Below are 17,463 nucleotides of genomic sequence, written 5' to 3'. Positions count from 1 at the left end.
GACTCAGGTACCGGCAAACCCCCATCACTGTCGGCGCTACCGGTAGACTGGAAGACAATCCCGCCCCGAACGTGGGGACCGTCCGGGAAAAGCTGAGCAACGCTGATCAAGGCTTACCAACGCAACATGCCGCAGCCGCTCCGGCAACCCGCCGACGAGCCCGGCTCGTGCTGTGCCAGAAAGGGCGCTTCGTGGCCGATTCCGGCAACCCCAACGAGAACATCCCGTCCACCGACGCCGGCGCGAACGGTGAGGTCACCGCCTCCTACGACGCCAGTGCCATCACCGTGCTCGAAGGGCTGGACGCGGTCCGCAAGCGACCCGGTATGTACATCGGTTCCACCGGTGAGCGCGGTCTCCACCACCTCGTGTACGAGGTGGTGGACAACTCCGTCGACGAGGCTCTGGCGGGCCATGCGGACACCATCGACGTGACGATCCTGGCCGACGGCGGCGTGCGTGTCGTCGACAACGGCCGTGGCATCCCCGTCGGCATCGTGGCGTCCGAGGGCAAGCCGGCCGTCGAGGTCGTGCTGACCGTGCTGCACGCGGGCGGCAAGTTCGGCGGTGGCGGCTACGCCGTCTCCGGCGGTCTGCACGGTGTGGGTGTCTCCGTCGTGAACGCCCTGTCGTCCAAGGTGTCGGTCGAGATCAAGACCGACGGTCACCGCTGGACGCAGGACTACAAGCTGGGCGTCCCGACGGCCCCGCTGGCGCAGCACGAGGAGACGGGCGAGACCGGCACCTCGGTCACGTTCTGGGCGGACCCGGACATCTTCGAGACCACCGAGTACTCCTTCGAGACGCTCTCGCGGCGCTTCCAGGAGATGGCCTTCCTCAACAAGGGCCTGACGATCCGGCTCACCGACGAGCGCGAGTCGGCGAAGGCCGTCGCCGGCGCCGACGAGGCGGGCGCGGACGAGAAGGCCGAGGACAAGACCGTCACGTACCACTACGAGGGCGGCATCGTCGACTTCGTGAAGTACCTCAACTCCCGCAAGGGCGACGTGGTGCACCCGACGGTGATCGATCTCGAGGCCGAGGACAAGGACAAGAGCCTGTCCCTCGAGGTCGCCATGCAGTGGAACAGCGGCTACAGCGAGGGCGTGTACTCGTTCGCCAACATCATCCACACGCATGAGGGCGGCACCCACGAGGAGGGCTTCCGTGCGGCGCTGACCTCGCTGATCAACAAGTACGCGCGTGACAAGAAGCTGCTGCGTGAGAAGGACGACAACCTCACCGGTGACGACATCCGCGAGGGTCTGACCGCGATCATCTCGGTCAAGCTGAGCGAGCCGCAGTTCGAGGGGCAGACGAAGACCAAGCTGGGCAACACGGAGGCCAAGACCTTCGTGCAGAAGGCGGTCTACGAGCACCTGAACGACTGGCTGGACCGCAACCCGGTCGAGGCGGCGGACATCATCCGCAAGGGCATCCAGGCGGCCACCGCGCGCGTGGCGGCCCGCAAGGCCCGGGATCTCACCAGGCGCAAGGGCCTCCTGGAGAGCGCGTCGCTGCCGGGCAAGCTCTCCGACTGCCAGTCGAACGACCCCACCAAGTGCGAGATCTTCATCGTCGAGGGTGACTCCGCCGGCGGTTCGGCCAAGTCCGGCCGGAACCCGCAGTACCAGGCGATCCTCCCGATCCGGGGCAAGATCCTCAACGTCGAGAAGGCGCGGATCGACAAGATCCTGCAGAACCAGGAGATCCAGGCGCTGATCTCCGCGTTCGGCACGGGTGTGCACGAGGACTTCGACATCGAGAAGCTCCGCTATCACAAGATCATCCTGATGGCGGACGCCGACGTCGACGGCCAGCACATCTCCACCCTGCTGCTGACCTTCCTGTTCCGCTTCATGCGGCCGCTGGTCGAGGCCGGGCACGTGTACCTCTCCCGTCCGCCGCTCTACAAGATCAAGTGGGGCCGGGACGACGTCGAGTACGCGTACTCGGACCGCGAGCGCGACGCGCTCCTGGAGATGGGGCGGCAGCGCGGCAAGCGGGTCCGCGAGGACTCGATCCAGCGCTTCAAGGGTCTCGGCGAGATGAACGCCGAAGAGCTGCGCATCACCACGATGGACCAGGAGCACCGGGTCCTCGGCCAGGTCACCCTGGACGACGCCGCCCAGGCCGACGACCTGTTCTCCGTCCTGATGGGCGAGGACGTCGAGGCCCGCCGCGCGTTCATCCAGCGCAACGCCAAGGACGTCCGCTTCCTCGACATCTGAGTCGGTCTCAGCTGACCGCACCAGGAAGGATCTTGACCAGCTATGACCGACGAGAACACTCCCGTCACCCCTGAAGAGGGCGGCGAGCTCGCGATGCGTGTCGAGCCCGTCGGGCTCGAGACGGAGATGCAGCGTTCGTACCTGGACTACGCGATGTCCGTCATCGTGTCCCGTGCGCTGCCCGACGTCCGCGACGGCCTCAAGCCCGTGCACCGCCGCGTCCTGTACGCGATGTACGACGGCGGCTACCGTCCCGAGCGCGGCTTCTACAAGTGCGCCCGTGTCGTCGGCGACGTCATGGGCAACTACCACCCGCACGGCGACTCCTCCATCTACGACGCCCTGGTGCGCCTCGCCCAGCCGTGGTCGATGCGGATGCCGCTGGTGGACTCCAACGGCAACTTCGGCTCCCCGGGCAACGACCCGGCGGCCGCGATGCGGTACACCGAGTGCAAGCTCGCCCCGCTGTCGATGGAGATGGTCCGCGACATCGACGAGGAGACCGTCGACTTCACGGACAACTACGACGGCCGCTCCCAGGAGCCGACCGTCCTGCCCGCCCGCTTCCCGAACCTGCTGATCAACGGCTCCGCCGGTATCGCGGTCGGGATGGCGACCAACATCCCGCCGCACAACCTGCGCGAGGTCGCGGCCGGCGCCCAGTGGTACCTGGAGAACCCGGAGGCCTCGCACGAGGAGCTCCTGGACGCGCTGATCGAGCGGATCAAGGGCCCCGACTTCCCGACCGGTGCGCTGGTCGTCGGCCGCAAGGGCATCGAGGAGGCCTACCGCACGGGCCGCGGCTCGATCACCATGCGCGCGGTCGTCGAGGTCGAGGAGATCCAGAACCGCCAGTGCCTGGTGGTCACGGAGCTGCCGTACCAGACCAACCCCGACAACCTCGCGCAGAAGATCGCCGACCTGGTGAAGGACGGCAAGGTCGGCGGCATCGCGGACGTCCGCGACGAGACCTCCTCCCGGACCGGCCAGCGTCTGGTCATCGTGCTGAAGCGGGACGCGGTCGCCAAGGTCGTCCTGAACAACCTCTACAAGCACACCGATCTGCAGTCGAACTTCGGCGCCAACATGCTGGCGCTGGTCGACGGTGTGCCGCGCACGCTCTCCCTGGACGCGTTCATCCGGCACTGGGTGACGCACCAGATCGAGGTCATCGTCCGCCGTACGCGCTTCCGGCTGCGCAAGGCCGAGGAGCGGGCGCACATCCTGCGCGGTCTGCTGAAGGCGCTGGACGCGATCGACGAGGTCATCGCGCTGATCCGGGCCAGTGACACGGTCGAGATCGCGCGTACGGGCCTGATGGGGCTCCTGGAGATCGACGAGATCCAGGCCAACGCCATCCTGGAGATGCAGCTGCGCCGGCTGGCCGCCCTGGAGCGCCAGAAGATCATCCAGGAGCACGACGAGCTCCAGGCGAAGATCACCGAGTACAACGCGATCCTGGCCTCGCCGGTCCGCCAGCGCGGCATCGTCAGCGAGGAGCTGGCCGCGATCGTCGATAAGTACGGCGACGACCGCAAGACCATGCTGGTGCCCTACGACGGTGACATGTCCATCGAGGACCTGATCGCCGAGGAGGACATCGTCGTCACGGTCACGCGCGGCGGGTACGTCAAGCGGACCAAGACGGACGACTACCGGGCGCAGAAGCGCGGCGGCAAGGGCGTACGCGGTGCGAAGCTGAAGGAAGACGACATCGTCGACCACTTCTTCGTCTCGACCACGCACCACTGGCTGCTGTTCTTCACCAACAAGGGCCGGGTGTACCGGGCGAAGGCTTACGAGCTGCCGGACGCCGGGCGGGACGCGCGTGGTCAGCACGTGGCGAACCTGCTGGCCTTCCAGCCGGACGAGGCGATCGCCGAGATCCTCGCCATCCGCGACTACAACGCGGCGCCCTACCTGGTGCTCGCCACCAAGGCCGGTCTGGTCAAGAAGACGCCTCTGAAGGATTACGATTCGCCCCGTTCCGGCGGTGTCATCGCGATCAACCTGCGGGAGCGCGAGGACGGTTCCGACGACGAACTGATCGGAGCCGAACTGGTCTCGGCGGACGACGATCTGCTTCTGATCAGCAAGAAGGCACAGTCGATCAGGTTCACTGCCTCCGACGACACTCTGCGCCCCATGGGCCGTGCCACCTCGGGTGTCAAGGGCATGAGTTTCCGCGAGAGCGATGAACTTCTGTCGATGAATGTTGTTCGACCCGGTACGTTCGTGTTCACTGCCACCGACGGGGGGTACGCGAAGCGGACCCGTGTCGACGAGTACCGCGTCCAGGGGCGCGGCGGCCTCGGCATCAAGGCCGCCAAGATCGTGGAGGACCGCGGTTCGCTCGTCGGCGCGTTGATCGTCGAGGAGAACGACGAGATCCTCGCCATCAGCCTGTCCGGCGGTGTGATTCGTACGCGAGTCAGCGGGGTCAGGGAGACGGGCCGTGACACCATGGGCGTCCAACTGATCAACCTGGGCAAGCGCGATGCCGTGGTCGGCATCGCACGTAACGCCGAGGCCGGCAGCGAGGCGGAGGAAGTCGACGGTGAGGACACCGTCGACGAGACCGCCGAGATCGCCGACGGTGTCGAGACCAGCGGTACGGACGAGGGCGAGGCGCCCTCGGTCGAGTAGCACGAGGAGAGAGTCATCGTGAGCGGAGCCACGGGCGCCGGATCGGCCGGTACCTCGACGGGTACGGATGCGGACGGCGGCGGCCGTGGCTCCGCCGCGTCCGGCGGGGCCACCGAGGGCGGTGCGCAGCCGATGGATACGCACACCACCCAGCTGAAGGCGGTCAAGGCGTCCGCGAAGGCGTCCGCGCCGGATGTGCAGGGAACCCAGGGGGGAACCGTGACCGATACTCGAGGCCAGGCCGCGGCGGGCGCTCAGCCGGCGTCCGCGCAGCAGCCGAACGCCTCCCCGCTGCCCGGGGAACGGCGCTCGGAGCAGCCTGCCGGGCCCTACCACCCGCCGCAGGCCTACCCGGCGACGCAGGCCGCGCAGGCCTCCGCGGGGACTCCTGCGGGGGCGGTACGACGGCCCCGGACCGGCGCCGGGGCACGCACCGCGCCGCGCACCCGCAAGGCCCGGCTGCGGGTCGCCAAGGCCGATCCGTGGTCGGTGATGAAGGTCAGCTTCCTGCTCTCCATCGCGCTGGGCATCTGCTCGATCGTGGCGTCGGCGGTGCTGTGGATGGTCCTGGACGCGATGGGCGTGTTCTCGACGGTCGGCGGCACGATCTCGGAGGCGACCGGTTCGAACGAGTCGAACGGCTTCGACCTCCAGTCGTTCCTGTCCCTCCCGCACGTCCTGATGTTCGCGGCGATCATCGCGGTCATCGACGTCGTCCTCGCGACGGCGCTGGCGACCCTCGGCGCGTTCATCTACAACCTGTCCGCGGGCTTCGTCGGCGGCATCGAGCTGACCTTGGCCGAGGACGAGTAACCAGAGTTCAAACCTCTGCTGACGGTCCCCCGACAACCGATTTTGGGACTGCCCCGGTCGTGCGCTAATCTTCAGGAGTCAGCGCGCGGGACACACACCGCAGAGCGCGGCGGGGCTATAGCTCAGTTGGTTAGAGCGCATCCCTGATAAGGATGAGGCCACAGGTTCAAATCCTGTTAGCCCCACCAGCACGAAGACCCCCGGTCCGGATGGATCGGGGGTCTTTGGCATTGGCGGGTGCTCACGGCCGGCGGCCGGGGCGTTTCGTGTCCGGCTCCGGGTACGGAAAGGCCCGATCGCTGGCGACGGGGGATGCACCAGCGACCGGGCTGCGGCCAGCCTAACAAGGTGGCCTGTGCGGCGGGGGTCAACTTCTCGGCCGTCGTGAGCAGTTGTGATCGGGATCACTCAAAGGCCGTCATCTGGAGGGCCGGTTCAGTCGTCGCAGGGCGGGTCGTAGGCGAGGCGGGGGAGGTACTCCTGCCACTTCGCCTCGGTCAGGACGTTCCGGGTGGCCGAGCAGATACGGCTGACCGCATGGTCGACGTCCAGGCTCCACAGCCGGACCGTGCCGGCGCCGCTGGAGACGCCCAGCATGTTGCTCTTCGGGCTGAAGGACAGGAAGTTACCCGTCTTGGCGTTCGGGCTCATCGACTGGCCGATGGGGTGGGCGGAGGACGGGGACGAGACGTTCCAGAGGCGGACCGTGTTGTCGTTGCCGCCGCTGGCCAGGGTCCTGCCGTTCCGGCTGAAGGTCAGGGACACCACCGCCTCCGTGTGGCCGGTGAGGGCCGAGCCCAGCCGGGTGGCACGGGCCGGCTCGGAGACGTTCCAGAGGCGGACCGTGTCGTCGTCGCTGCCGCTGGCCAGGGTCGCGCCGTCGGGACTGTAGGCGAGGGTGTTGATGGGGCCCAGATGGCCCGTGAGGGGGCCGCCCAGGGCCTTGGCGCGGGCCCGGTCCGAGACGTCCCAGAGCCGGACCGTGCCGTCCGCGCTGCCGCTGGCCAGGGTCCTGCCGTCGGGGCTGAAGACCAGCGCGTTGACATAGCCGGTGTGGCCCCTGAGGGGCTCGCCGAGCCGTCTGGGGTGGGCCGGGTCCGTGATGTCCAGGAGCTGGACCGTGCGGTCGTCGTAGTCGGCGGCCACGGTGCGCCCGTCCGGGCTCAGTGCCAGTGCCTCGGCGCCCGCGTACCGGGTGTTCAGCCGGACGGGCGCACCGTACTGACTGGGGTGCGCGGGGTCGGAGACGTTCCACAGCTGCACCCAGTTGACGTCGTTCTCGCCGGTCATGATGACGAGGGTGCGGCCGTCGCGGGTGAACACCATCGAGCGCAGGTCCCGCCGCCCGGTCCTGAACGGCTCGCCGAGCGCCGTCGGCCGGGCCGGATCCGTGATGTTCCACAGCCGCATCCGGCTGTCACCGCCCCCGGTGGCCAGAACGCGGCCGTCCGGGCTGAACGCCCCCGCCTCGCCGATCATGTCCGCCCCCGGGATCGACCACAGCCGCACCTTGCCGTCACCGCTGCCGGTGGCGAGGGTGTGGCTGTCGGGGCTCCAGCCGACGGCGTACATCTCCCCGCTGCTGCCCGCGAGCGGCTCGCCCACCTGGGAGGGGAAGGCCGGGTTGCCGACGTTCCACACACTGGCCGTGGAGTCCGCGCTGCCCGCGGCGAGCATCGAGCCGTCGGGGCTGAAGGCCACCGACCAGACGGGCCCGGTGTGCCCGGTGAGCGGTCCGCCCAGGGCCGTGGCGTGCGCCCGGTCGGTGACGTCCCACAGCCGTATGGTGTCGTCCTTGCTGCCGCTCGCGAGGGTGTGGCCGTCCGGGCTGAAGGCCACGGAGTGCACGGTCCCGGTGTGCCCGGTCAGCGGGGCCCCGACAGGCTCGGGGCGCCGGGGATCGGAGATGTCGTACAGGAGGATCGAGTTGTCGTCGCTGCCGGCCGCGAGGGTGCGGCCGTCGGGGCTGAAGGCGAGGGAACGGACGGCTTCGGTGTGACCGGTCAGGGCGCCGATCGACGTGGGGTGGCGCAGGTTGTGCACGTCCCACAGGCGGACGGTGTGGTCCTCGTCGGCGGTGGCCAGGGTGTGGCCGTCGGGGCTGAAGGCGACCAGGTAGATCGTGCCGTCGTGACCGCTCAGCGGGGTGCCCAGGGACGCCGGGTGTTTCGGGTCGGAGACGTTCCACAGGCGTACGGTGCCGTCGTCGCCGGCGCTGGCGAGGGTCCTGCCGTCCGGGCTGAAGACCGCGCTGGAGACCCAGCTCGTGTGGCCCAGCAACGGCTTGCCCAGCGCCTTGGGGCGGGTCGGGTCGCTCACGTCCCACAGGCGGACCGTGCGGTCATAGGCGGCGGTGGCCAGCGTCTTGCCGTCGGGGCTGAAGGTGGTGAGGTAGACGGCGCCGGTGTGGCCGAGCAGCGGGGTGGCCAGCGGCGCGTTGACGATCGATATCAGGCGGTTGTTGGCGCCCTCGTCGTCCGGGCGCAGACCGTGTGCGACCAGGTCCAGCTGGGCGGAGAGCGCCGGGTCCGAGTACTGGAACCGGTCGGCCTCCGCGATCACCTGCTCGAACATCGCGTCGTCCCGCTGCTGCCGGGCGATCACAGCGGCGCCGGCGGCCAGCACCGCCAGCACGACCAGCGCCGACACGGCGGCCCTGCTGATCCACACCGTGCGCCGGCGCAGCCGTACCGAGGCCGCCAGGAACTCCACCGCACTGCGGGTCAGGAAGGTGTCACCGGCCGACTTCGCCCAGATGTGGGCCTGCTCCAGCCGCGAACCCCGGTACAGCAGTGCGGAGTCGTGGCCGGACTCGTCCCAGGACCGGCCGTCCTCCTCCAGGCGCTGGCGCAGCAGATTGCCGTTGCGGTCCTCGTCGAGCCACTCGCGCAGCCGGGGCCAGGCGTGCAGCAGCGCCTCGTGGGTGATCTCCACGGTGTCCGCGTCGAGGGTCACCAGGCGGGCCTGGACCAGTGCTTCGAGTGACTCCTCCGTCTTGTTCGGGTCGGTGGACTCGGCGGCCAGCTGGCGCCGGGTGCCGCGCCTGCGGGTTGCCTGGGTGTCCTCGCCGAGGCGGACCAGGCGGAGCAGCAGCAGCCGGGCGGCGGTGCGGGCGGCCGGGTCCAGGCTGGACCAGGCACGCTCGGCGGTCGCGGCGACAGCGCCCTGGATACCGCCGGCCGCCCGGTAGCCGGCCAGTGTCAGGCGGCCCCCCTTGCGGCGCTGCCAGGTGGCGAGCAGAGCGTGCGAGAGCAGTGGGAGGACGCCGGCGTCATGGGCGCCACGCGGGCCGTCGGCGCTCACCTCGCGGACGATCAGCTCGGCGAGGCCGGGCTCCAGTTCCAGGCCCACCGCCTTGGCAGGTGCGGTCACGGCGTCGCGCAGCTCGGCGGTGGTCAGCGGGCCGAGCACCATGTGCCGGTGCTGGAGCGCGTCGGCCAGCTCGGGATAGCCCAGGCACTGCTCGTAGAAGTCGGCCCGGATGCCGAGGACGACCAGGGCAGGGGCCGGTTCGCCGGGGGCCGCGGGGGTACTGGCCGCGTGCAGGAGCTGGACGAAGGTCCGCCGGTCCGCCTCGTCGGCGCACAGGGTGAAGGTCTCCTCGAACTGGTCCACGATCACGACCGGACGTGCCGTATCGGGTCCCGAGGGACATGTTTCACGTGAAACATCCTCGGCCTCGCGCCCGGCCCAGGCCATGATCGCTTCCCGTGCGGCCTCCGGATCGTCCAGGTCTGTCAGATCGGCCAGCTCCGGTATGCGGCGGGTCAGCTCCTTGACAGGGTCCGCTCCCGGGACCAGCTGGAGGACCTCGTGCGGGCGGTCCTCCTCGTCGGCCAGGGCGCCGTTCTGGAGAGCGGTGACCAGGCCGGCGTTCAGCAGCGAGGACTTGCCCGCCCCCGAGGCGCCGACCAGCATGACCAGACCGCCGCCCGCCTCCGCCGACCGGAGCTGGGCGACCAGGGCGTCGGTGCTGCGCTCCCGGCCGAAGAACCAGCGGGCGTCCTCACGGCGGTAGGAGGCCAGGCCCCGGTACGGGCAGAATCTGTCGACCGGCGGTGCCGCCTCCGTCTCCTCCGCCGTCTCCGGCACGAGCAACTCGCCGACCGGATCGGCCACGGCCCGCTCCCACAGCTTCTGCCACTGGGACAGGTCGTACAGTCCGGATGAGACCGGCGCCGGCTGGGAGCGCCGGGCCTGCGGGATGAGGACCTGGAGTACGGCGGAGAGCGCGGCGAACTGCGCGGGCACGTTCTTCGCCCGCCGCCAGTCGCTGATCCGCTGGGCGGAGACCCGCACGGGCCGGCCCCGCTCGTCGACGCGGTGCAGTCGGTCGACCGCCTCGGCGACGCGTTTGAGCGGAGGATTGCCGGCCTCCTTGTACAGCAACGCGAGACGTTCCGCGAAGGCTGTGCGTGCCCCTGCGTCGGGACCCAAGGCTCTCCACCCCTTACTTCCCCCGCTGCTGGACATCCGGACCGGAAAACTCACTTTATATGGCTGACCTGCGGCGAAGCCCTGGACCGGACGTCATGGCCTCCTCAGATGTGCACCTTGACTGGCAGGATTTCGCCGCAGTAAGGCGGTGGTCGGGCGTCGCCCGGCAGGCCGACCAGCTCAGCGTCCGCAGAGACAGTGCACGGCACCGCATGTTCTCGGTCAGGTTCCACCGGTGATTACCCGCCGGAGTGGCGCGACGACAGCAGCTGCTCTCTCCGACTGGGCGGGCCCTGCGGGGCCTGAGGTCACCCGCGCCGTTCGGCACCGGTCCCCACGTGGGGAGGGACCGGTGCCGAACGGCACGGGGGCACCGTTCACGGTGGGGCACCGCGGCACCTGGTGCGATGCGCCTGCGCGCCCTGAGCGCCGTATCGCCGAGGGTCGCTGCGCGCCTGCGTGAGGCGCCTGCGCGCCCTCAGCGCCGTATCCAGCCCGCCGTACGCGCCGCCTCGACCGCCTGTTCCTCCGCGTCGTCGGCCGCCGTGTTCAGGGCCGTGTCCTGGCCCGCCGCAGTACCGCCTGCCGCGACCGCGGCCGCCCTGGACGCGGTGAGGGCGGCGCTCAGGGCCGCTGCCGCCTCGGGGCGGTCGTCCAGGGACCCGGCCACCTGTGCGGCCAGCGCCGCGGTGGCGGCGGCGTTGCGGGCGCAGCGGGCGTCCGCCGCCGGGTCGGGTGCGGTGTCCGCCAGGGCGGTGAGGGACTGGGCCGACAGCCGGAGCGCGTTCGCGGCCCGGCCGACCGGGCTCGTCGGCACGGTCTGCGCCGCGTCGGGGTCGACCCCCGCGTGGCGGCAGGCGGCCAGTGCACGCGCGTACGCACGGTGCGCACGCGCGGAATGCAGCTTCCTGAGCAACTCCGCCGAGGGAACGGTCATCTTCGCCTCCTTGCTGCCGGGCGCGGGCAGGGTGCCACGGCGGTCGTGAAGAGGCCATAGGTGTGGCGGGGGCTTCGCCGGGAGGGCCGCCGCCGTGTGTGCCGTCGGGGCGGTCGGTTGGGTGCGGCTTCGTCGTGGCTGGTCGCGCAGTTCCCCGCGCCCCTATGGGCCGCTTGCGGATCGCTCTTCTTGAGAGGTCGGGCGCTTTGTCGAGGGCGTCGTGGTCGTCGGTTGGGTGCGGCTTCGTGGTGGCTGGTCGCGCAGTTCCTCGCGCCCCTTTGGGGCGCTTGCGAATCGCCCTTCTCGAGAGGCTGGGGGGCGTGACGTCGTGGCCCTGGGTTGGTTGTGTGTGGTGGCCCGCGCCCCTATTAGGTGAACAGGCTCAGGGTCGAGTCCAGGGACCAGGTCTGCCAGGAGATTGCGAAGAGGCCGACTGCGGAGATCAGGGCCATCATCAGGTTCTGCCCCTGCTCCGCCCAGTCGTGGATCATGAGGGTCAGGTAGATCAGGTTGAGCAGGAACCCGGCCACCAGGGCGATCGGTGTGAGGAAGCCGAAGACCAGGCCGAGGCCGAGGGCCAGCTCCGCGTACGCCACCACGTAGGCCATCAGCCGGGGACGTGGCGCCACGACGACGTCGAAGCCCCGCCGGACCACCGGCCAGCGGTGCTTCTCCGCGACACCGGCCGCCCAGCCGATGCCCCCGCCGCCGAACCACTGCTTCTTGTCCTTGTGCCGCCAGCTCTCCAGCCACCACAGACCGAGCCCGATGCGGAGCACCGCGAACCACTCGGCACCGCTCAGCAACGCTGATCGCATCCCGCACCCTCCCCGGATCCGTCCACTCATCTGACGATCCGTCAGTTCAGCGGAATGCGGCGCGGGCCGCAAGAGGTCCGGCGGCTCTTGCTGGCACCGGCTCCTGGGCCTAGCCTGAGTGCCGAACCGAAATCTGATGGACCGTCAGCTAATCGGGCATCCAAGCAGGCAGCAGGGGGTAGGCATGGCAGAGAACGCGACCGGCACCCAGGATCTGCCCAGGGTCGTCAGCGTGGACGACCACGTGATCGAGCCCGCGCACCTCTTCGAGAGGTGGCTGCCGGGCAAGTACCGCGACAAGGGCCCCAAGCCCTTCACGGCCGGCATCGGCGAACTCGCCTACGTCGGCGGCAAGTACCGCTTCACCACCGACCCCGAGGGCCAGATCACCGACTGGTGGGAGTACGAGGGCCTGCTCTTCCCGTACAAGCGGATCATCGCGGCCGTCGGCTTCTCCCGGGACGAGATGACCCTCGACGGCATCACCCGGGAGCAGATGCGGCGCGGTTGCTGGGATCCCAAGGCCCGCCTGGACGACATGGACATGAACCATGTGGAGGCCTCCCTCTGCTTCCCCACCTTCCCCCGCTTCTGCGGGCAGACCTTCGCCGAGGCCGAAGACAAGGAGGTCGCGCTGGCCTGTGTCCGCGCCTACAACGACTGGATGGTCGAGGAGTGGTGCGGCGACAGCGGCGGCCGGCTGATCCCGCTGTGCCTGATCCCGCTGTGGGACATCGACCTGGCCGTCGCCGAGATCCGGCGCAACGCCGAGCGGGGCGTCCGGGCGGTCACCTTCAGCGAGATCCCCACCTATCTGGGCCTGCCGTCCATCCACTCCGGCTACTGGGACCCGTTCTTCGCGGTCTGCGAGGAGACCGGGACGGTCGTCAACATGCACATCGGCAGCAGCTCGCAGATGCCCGCCGCCTCCCCCGACGCCCCGCCCGCCGTGCAGGCCTCGCTCAGCTTCAACAACGCCATGGCCTCGATGATGGACTTCCTCTTCTCCGGGGTCCTGGTGCGGTTCCCCCGGCTCAAACTGGCCTACAGCGAGGGCCAGATGGGCTGGATCCCGTACGCCCTGGAGCGCGCCGACGACGTCTGGGAGGAGCACCGCGCCTGGGGCGGGGTCAAGGACCTGGTTCCGGAGCCCCCGTCGACGTACTACTACCGGCAGATCTTCTGCTGCTTCTTCCGTGACCGGCACGGCATCGAGGCGATCGAGCGGGTCGGCGTGGACAACGCGACCTTCGAGACGGACTACCCGCACGTCGATTCGACCTGGCCGGATACCAAGCGGGTCGCTCAGGAACACGTGGGCGGGCTGGCGCCGGAGGTGGCCTACAAGCTGCTGCGTGGGAACGCGATCCGGATGCTGGAGCTGCCCTTCACGTAACCCGGTTCGGCGGGGCGTCCGGTGGGCAGGGGACCTCCCATGAAGGTCTCCGTCGACGCCGATGTCTGTTATGGGTCGGGTGAGTGTGCCTTCCGGGCACCCGCCGTGTTCGGCTTCGAGGACGGGTACGGTTTCGTCCTGCCCGGACGGGAGGAGTCCGGGGACGACGAACTGATCCGGGACATCGCCGAACGCTGCCCGTCCCAGGCGATCCGGATCAACGGCAAAAGGGTCACTGACTAGCGGATGAGCAGCACCGGCACGGAACCCACCGAACTCAGCGGACCCACCGAACTCGGCGGACTCACCGGACTCGGCGGACTCACCGAACTCCTGGCCACCCTCGGCCGCGGCTATGTCCGGGACTTCCCGGGTCCCTGGGGCAAGGCCCTCGCCGCCCGCGCGCTCAACCCCTACCTGCGCGACCATCCGCGCCGACGGGTCGTCGAGACGCGCTCCGGCGCCCGGTTCGCGGTCGACACCCAGGACCTCATCCAGCGCTACCTCTACCTCTTCGGGGTGTGGGAGCCGCACATGACCCGCTGGCTGCGCGGCCGGCTGGCACCGGGGGACTGCTTCGTCGACGTCGGCGCCAACATCGGCGTCTTCAGCGTCCTCGCCTCCCAGCTGGTCGGGGACCGGGGCCGGGTCGTGGCCGTCGAGGCCTCCCCCGTCTTCCACCGCCGCCTCGAACAGCAGGGTGCGCTCAACGGCTGCCGGAACATCCGGGCGGTCAACGCCGCCGTCTCCGATGCCCACCGCACCCTGACCTTCGTGCTCGCCAGCTCCCGCAACATGGGCGCCAACAGCATCGTCCCGTGGGACGGCCCGGCCGAGTCGAGCTTCGACATCGAGGCCGTGCCGCTGCCCGAGCTGCTGCGGCCGGAGGAGATCGAGACCGCGCGGGTCATCAAGATCGACGTGGAGGGCGCCGAGGGCGCGGTGGTGCGCGGGCTCGCCCCGCTGCTGGAGAAGCTGCGCCCGGACGCCGAGATCACCGTCGAGGTCACCCCCGACCGCATGGCCCAGCTCGGCGACTCGGCGGACGACCTGCTGCGCACCATGACCGACGCCGGCTACCACGTCTACCGGCTCGCCAACAGCTACGCGGCCGACAGCTATCCCCGGGCGCTGTACGGCGAGCCGGTGGCCCCGGTCCGCTGGGACGGACCGGTGACCGAGGAGAGCGACCTGGTGTTCTCACGGACCGACGCGGCGACGCTCTAGCCGGCCGGCGGCCGTGCACGCGCGCCGCCTGTGAGCCGGGGGCTGGACGGCGTGCGCTTGTGAGCCGAGGGCCGGACACGCGCGTCTTCCACTCGGCAGCCGCACGCGTGCGCCTTCCGGTCGGCCGCCGGACGCATGTGCCCTCCAGCCAGCCTGGTCGGCCTGGTCGTCCCTCGGACGCATGTGCCCTAGTCGGCCGCCGTCGCCGGGTACCGCCAGCCGAACTCCGTCAGTGCCCGTGCCCGGGCCGCGACGACCGCCATCCGGGCCTGCCGTTCGGCCGGGTCGGTGTGGGCGGGCCGGCCGGTGACCTGGCCCTCCCACTTGCGGTAGAGCAGCCCGGCCTCCGCCGTGAACCAGCCCCGGCTCACCGCGTTCAGCGCGAGCAGCAGCCCGGTGTCCTCGGAGGCCGGCAGCGCCATCCAGCCGCCCAGGGCGAGCAGCAGCTCACGGCGGACGAAGAGGCTCGCCGGGTGGACCTGGGCGAGGAAGCCGTTCGCCGTCCAGAAGTCGAGCACGGCTCCGCGCTCGATCGGCCCCTCCTCCGGGTCACCGGGGAAACCGGCCGTGGAGCCGTCGGGCAGCAGATCGAGGACGCGGGAGGTGGCCCAGCCGACCGCCGGACGGGCCTCGAGAACGGCCAGATCGCGGGCCAGCGCGCCCGGCGTGAGCTGGTCGTCGGCGTCGAGGATCCTGACGTACGGCCCCTCGGCCCGTGCCAGCGCGATGGTGCGGGCGACCCCGGGACCACCGGTGCGGCCCTGCCGGAACGACACCCGGGCGTCGTCGGGGACGTACGGGCGGACCTCGTCGCCATAGCCGTCCTCCTGGATCAGCCACTGCCACTCCCAGCCGTCCGGCAGCCGCTGCTCGCACAGCGACTTGTACGCCTCCAGCAGGAAACGGGCCGACGGTGCATGGACCGCGGTGACGACGGTGACGACGGCGGCGCACCGGCTCACGGCGACGCTCACCACCTTTCCAGGTGCGTGGTGAAGAGCAGTTCCGTGCGGTCGCCCGGAAGCGTGACGACGGAGATGTCCACGATGCGGTCGTGGATGTCGTACGACGTCTTGTGCAGCAGGATCACCGAGGTGCCGGCCGGCAGGTCCAGCTCCCGGGCCTCCTCGGGCGTCGGCGGCCGGGCAGTGAAGCGTTCCTCGACGCGGGCGACCTCGATGCCGATGGTGTGCAGCTGGTTCTGGGTGCCGCCCGGCCAAGGCTCCCTGGTCTCGTCCAGGAGCGCCGGGTTCGCCGCGATCATGTTCCGGACGAGATAGGAGCTCACCAGGCTGAAGGGGGCCGACTCGGCCGCGTACCGGGTCCGGTAGGTGCGTTCCAGGAGCACGGTGCCCTCCGGTACCCCGAACGCGTCGGCGAGGTCGCTGGGCGCGATCAGCTCGCGGTACCGGGCGAAGAAGACCAGGTCGTCGAGGGCCAGCCCGGTCTCGTGCTCGGTCGCGCCCGTCGCGGCCCGGATGGCCTCCGGCATCCTGGCGCGGTCCTTCTCCCACTGGTGCCGGGTGTTGTCACGGATCGCGCGGGTGCGGGGCCGGCGCACGAAGGTGCCGGTGCCGTGCCGCTTGTCGATCAGACCCTCCGCGCTCAGCAGCCGCAGCGCGTTCTGGATCGTGGGCACGCTCCGGCCGTGGTGCCGGGCCAGCTCCGCCTCGGAAGGCAGCCGCGCACCGGGCTTGAGCTCGCCGTTCCTGATGGAGCGGCGGAGGTCGTCGGCGATCTCCTCGTACGCCTTGGGCACTGCTTCAGCCTACGACTCCTCAAGAGGAGTTGAAGAGTCGAGTGCCCCGCCGACCGGGCACCCACCGACGAGACCCCACCGACGAGCCCGGACATGCGAAGACCCGCGACCGGTTCCCGGTCGCGGGTCTTTTCGCAGTAGGCGCTGGTACGTACGCAAGTCGCCCTTGCGCCGTTGCGTCTGAGCCGTCTGGGGAGGATCAGCAGTCGAGGGGCGCCGCGGGAGGCTCGGCCGGATTCTCCTCCGACTCGGTCGTGTCCAGAGGCCGCTGGCGGCAGCCGGGGGTCTTGCCGTGGGCCTCGGCCCGGATGCGCTGCTTCATCGTGGGGGGCAGGGACCTGGCCTGGGACCAGAGCCAGTGGGTCTGTGCCGGGATCATCACCCGGCCGGCCGGGCTGTGGTCGTCGCCGGGATTGCTGTTGCGGGGGGTCTCGGTCTGCGGTACCGCGGTGGCGGTGGCGGCGGAGACGAGTCCGAGCGCCGTGCACAGCGCGAGGAAGGCGGTGACGAAGGCGGTCCACAACTTCATGACCTTGGCGTTCCGGGCCATGGCCCCTCACTTTCGGGTTGGGCGATTTGCGTACTTTCCTCATGATGTGTATGGGGATCGCGAAGTGGGGGACGTCGACCTGTGGCGCGGCGATGTTCCGATGAACACCACCCGGACGGACGCGTGAGGACCGAAAAATCAGAAGAAAGGTCCCTGAAGGGGTGTAAGGGGGGCAAAGTAACCGTCCGTGGAGGTGTGATCACCCTCCGATCGGAACGGCCCGGCCTTCCGCAACTCCTCGTGCAACACCTTGTGGTGGGCCGGAGTTGGGGCCGGATGCCAGGTCACCGATCGATATCGGTCGGTGTGTATAGTCGGGCGGCAGAGGTCCCCTACGTCAAGGAAGAGACGAGGTCGCGCGGTGAAGAAGCTTCTCCTGGTCGCACTGGCCGCCATCGGCGGGCTCCTCGTGTACCGCCAGATCCAGGCGGATCGCGCCGAGCAGGATCTGTGGACGGAGGCGACTGACTCCGTGCCCACGGGTTCGTGAGTACCGACAACGAACGACACTGAGACCCCGGCCGCCTCGCGGTCGGGGTTTTGCGTTGTCCGGGGGTTGTTCGGGGGGTGTCCGCGGGCGTCCGGGGGCGTCCGGGGGGTGCGCGAGACGGTTTGTGCGGGGCGGATTGTGCGAGCCGGTTTGTGCGGG

13 protein-coding genes and 1 tRNA gene are annotated in these 17,463 nt (G+C 70.0%); 8 read left to right on the top strand and 6 right to left on the bottom strand.

What is annotated here, in order from left to right; translation table 11 throughout:
- Positions 1–167: 167 nt before the first annotated feature.
- The 4 genes from gyrB (at position 168) to ACFWXC_RS06675 (ending at position 5,878) form a co-directional block, all read left to right on the top strand.
- Entirely contained in the window at positions 168–2,231 is a 2,064-nt protein-coding gene (gyrB, locus tag ACFWXC_RS06690) for a DNA topoisomerase (ATP-hydrolyzing) subunit B (RefSeq protein WP_384474096.1), read from the top strand.
- Positions 2,232–2,273: 42 nt separating this feature from the next.
- A complete protein-coding gene (gyrA, locus tag ACFWXC_RS06685) occupies positions 2,274–4,877 on the top strand; it encodes a DNA gyrase subunit A (protein WP_384474093.1) in 2,604 nt (867 codons plus the stop codon).
- Positions 4,878–4,895: 18 nt separating this feature from the next.
- Positions 4,896–5,690: a DUF3566 domain-containing protein gene (locus ACFWXC_RS06680; RefSeq protein ID WP_384474090.1), complete on the top strand. Its 795-nt coding sequence runs from the start codon at positions 4,896–4,898 to the stop codon at positions 5,688–5,690.
- 111 nt (positions 5,691–5,801) lie between these two features.
- Positions 5,802–5,878: transfer RNA gene (locus ACFWXC_RS06675), tRNA-Ile, on the top strand.
- A 247-nt stretch (positions 5,879–6,125) separates the two neighbouring features.
- Here ACFWXC_RS06675 and ACFWXC_RS06670 read toward each other — a convergent pair.
- From ACFWXC_RS06670 to ACFWXC_RS06660, 3 genes are all read right to left on the bottom strand, one after another.
- Positions 6,126–10,163: an AAA family ATPase gene (locus ACFWXC_RS06670; RefSeq protein WP_384474194.1), complete on the bottom strand. Its 4,038-nt coding sequence runs from the start codon at positions 10,161–10,163 to the stop codon at positions 6,126–6,128.
- A gap of 442 nt (positions 10,164–10,605) precedes the next feature.
- Positions 10,606–11,064 carry a hypothetical protein gene (locus ACFWXC_RS06665; protein ID WP_384474087.1) on the bottom strand — a complete coding sequence of 153 codons (459 nt, stop codon included), beginning with the start codon at positions 11,062–11,064 and terminating at the stop codon, positions 10,606–10,608.
- A 368-nt stretch (positions 11,065–11,432) separates the two neighbouring features.
- On the bottom strand, positions 11,433–11,882 hold the full coding sequence (locus ACFWXC_RS06660) for a DoxX family protein (protein ID WP_384474084.1): 450 nt from the start codon (positions 11,880–11,882) through the stop codon (positions 11,433–11,435).
- Between the two features lie 184 nt (positions 11,883–12,066).
- Between ACFWXC_RS06660 and ACFWXC_RS06655 the strand changes: the two genes are divergently transcribed.
- Genes ACFWXC_RS06655 through ACFWXC_RS06645 form a run of 3 tightly spaced genes read left to right on the top strand, consistent with a single transcriptional unit; the run spans position 12,067 to position 14,505 of the window.
- Positions 12,067–13,278: an amidohydrolase family protein gene (locus ACFWXC_RS06655; RefSeq protein WP_384474082.1), complete on the top strand. Its 1,212-nt coding sequence runs from the start codon at positions 12,067–12,069 to the stop codon at positions 13,276–13,278.
- Positions 13,279–13,317: 39 nt separating this feature from the next.
- Positions 13,318–13,521, top strand: a complete 204-nt coding sequence (locus tag ACFWXC_RS06650) for a ferredoxin (RefSeq protein ID WP_360480748.1) — start codon at positions 13,318–13,320, stop codon at positions 13,519–13,521.
- Positions 13,522–13,524: 3 nt separating this feature from the next.
- Positions 13,525–14,505 carry an FkbM family methyltransferase gene (locus tag ACFWXC_RS06645; RefSeq protein WP_384474079.1) on the top strand — a complete coding sequence of 327 codons (981 nt, stop codon included), beginning with the start codon at positions 13,525–13,527 and terminating at the stop codon, positions 14,503–14,505.
- Between the two features lie 188 nt (positions 14,506–14,693).
- On the opposite strand, the gene ACFWXC_RS06640 is transcribed toward ACFWXC_RS06645, so the two are convergent.
- From ACFWXC_RS06640 to ACFWXC_RS06630, 3 genes are all read right to left on the bottom strand, one after another.
- Entirely contained in the window at positions 14,694–15,482 is a 789-nt protein-coding gene (locus ACFWXC_RS06640; protein WP_384474076.1) for a glycosyltransferase family 2 protein, read from the bottom strand.
- Entirely contained in the window at positions 15,476–16,264 is a 789-nt protein-coding gene (locus ACFWXC_RS06635) for a GntR family transcriptional regulator (protein WP_384474073.1), read from the bottom strand. The genes ACFWXC_RS06640 and ACFWXC_RS06635 overlap by 7 nt, the downstream gene beginning before the upstream one ends.
- Before the next feature lie 199 nt (positions 16,265–16,463).
- Entirely contained in the window at positions 16,464–16,814 is a 351-nt protein-coding gene (locus tag ACFWXC_RS06630) for a DUF6344 domain-containing protein (RefSeq protein ID WP_384474071.1), read from the bottom strand.
- 361 nt (positions 16,815–17,175) lie between these two features.
- On the opposite strand from ACFWXC_RS06630, the gene ACFWXC_RS06625 reads away from it, so the two are divergent.
- Positions 17,176–17,304, top strand: a complete 129-nt coding sequence (locus tag ACFWXC_RS06625) for a DLW-39 family protein (RefSeq protein WP_003999697.1) — start codon at positions 17,176–17,178, stop codon at positions 17,302–17,304.
- Positions 17,305–17,463: the final 159 nt, after the last annotated feature.

It is taken from the genome of Streptomyces sp. NPDC058683, from assembly GCF_042716195.1.
Taxonomy (GTDB): domain Bacteria; phylum Actinomycetota; class Actinomycetes; order Streptomycetales; family Streptomycetaceae; genus Streptomyces.
Note: the sequence above shows the minus strand (reverse complement) of the source record. Positions and strands in the feature narration are given on the sequence as shown.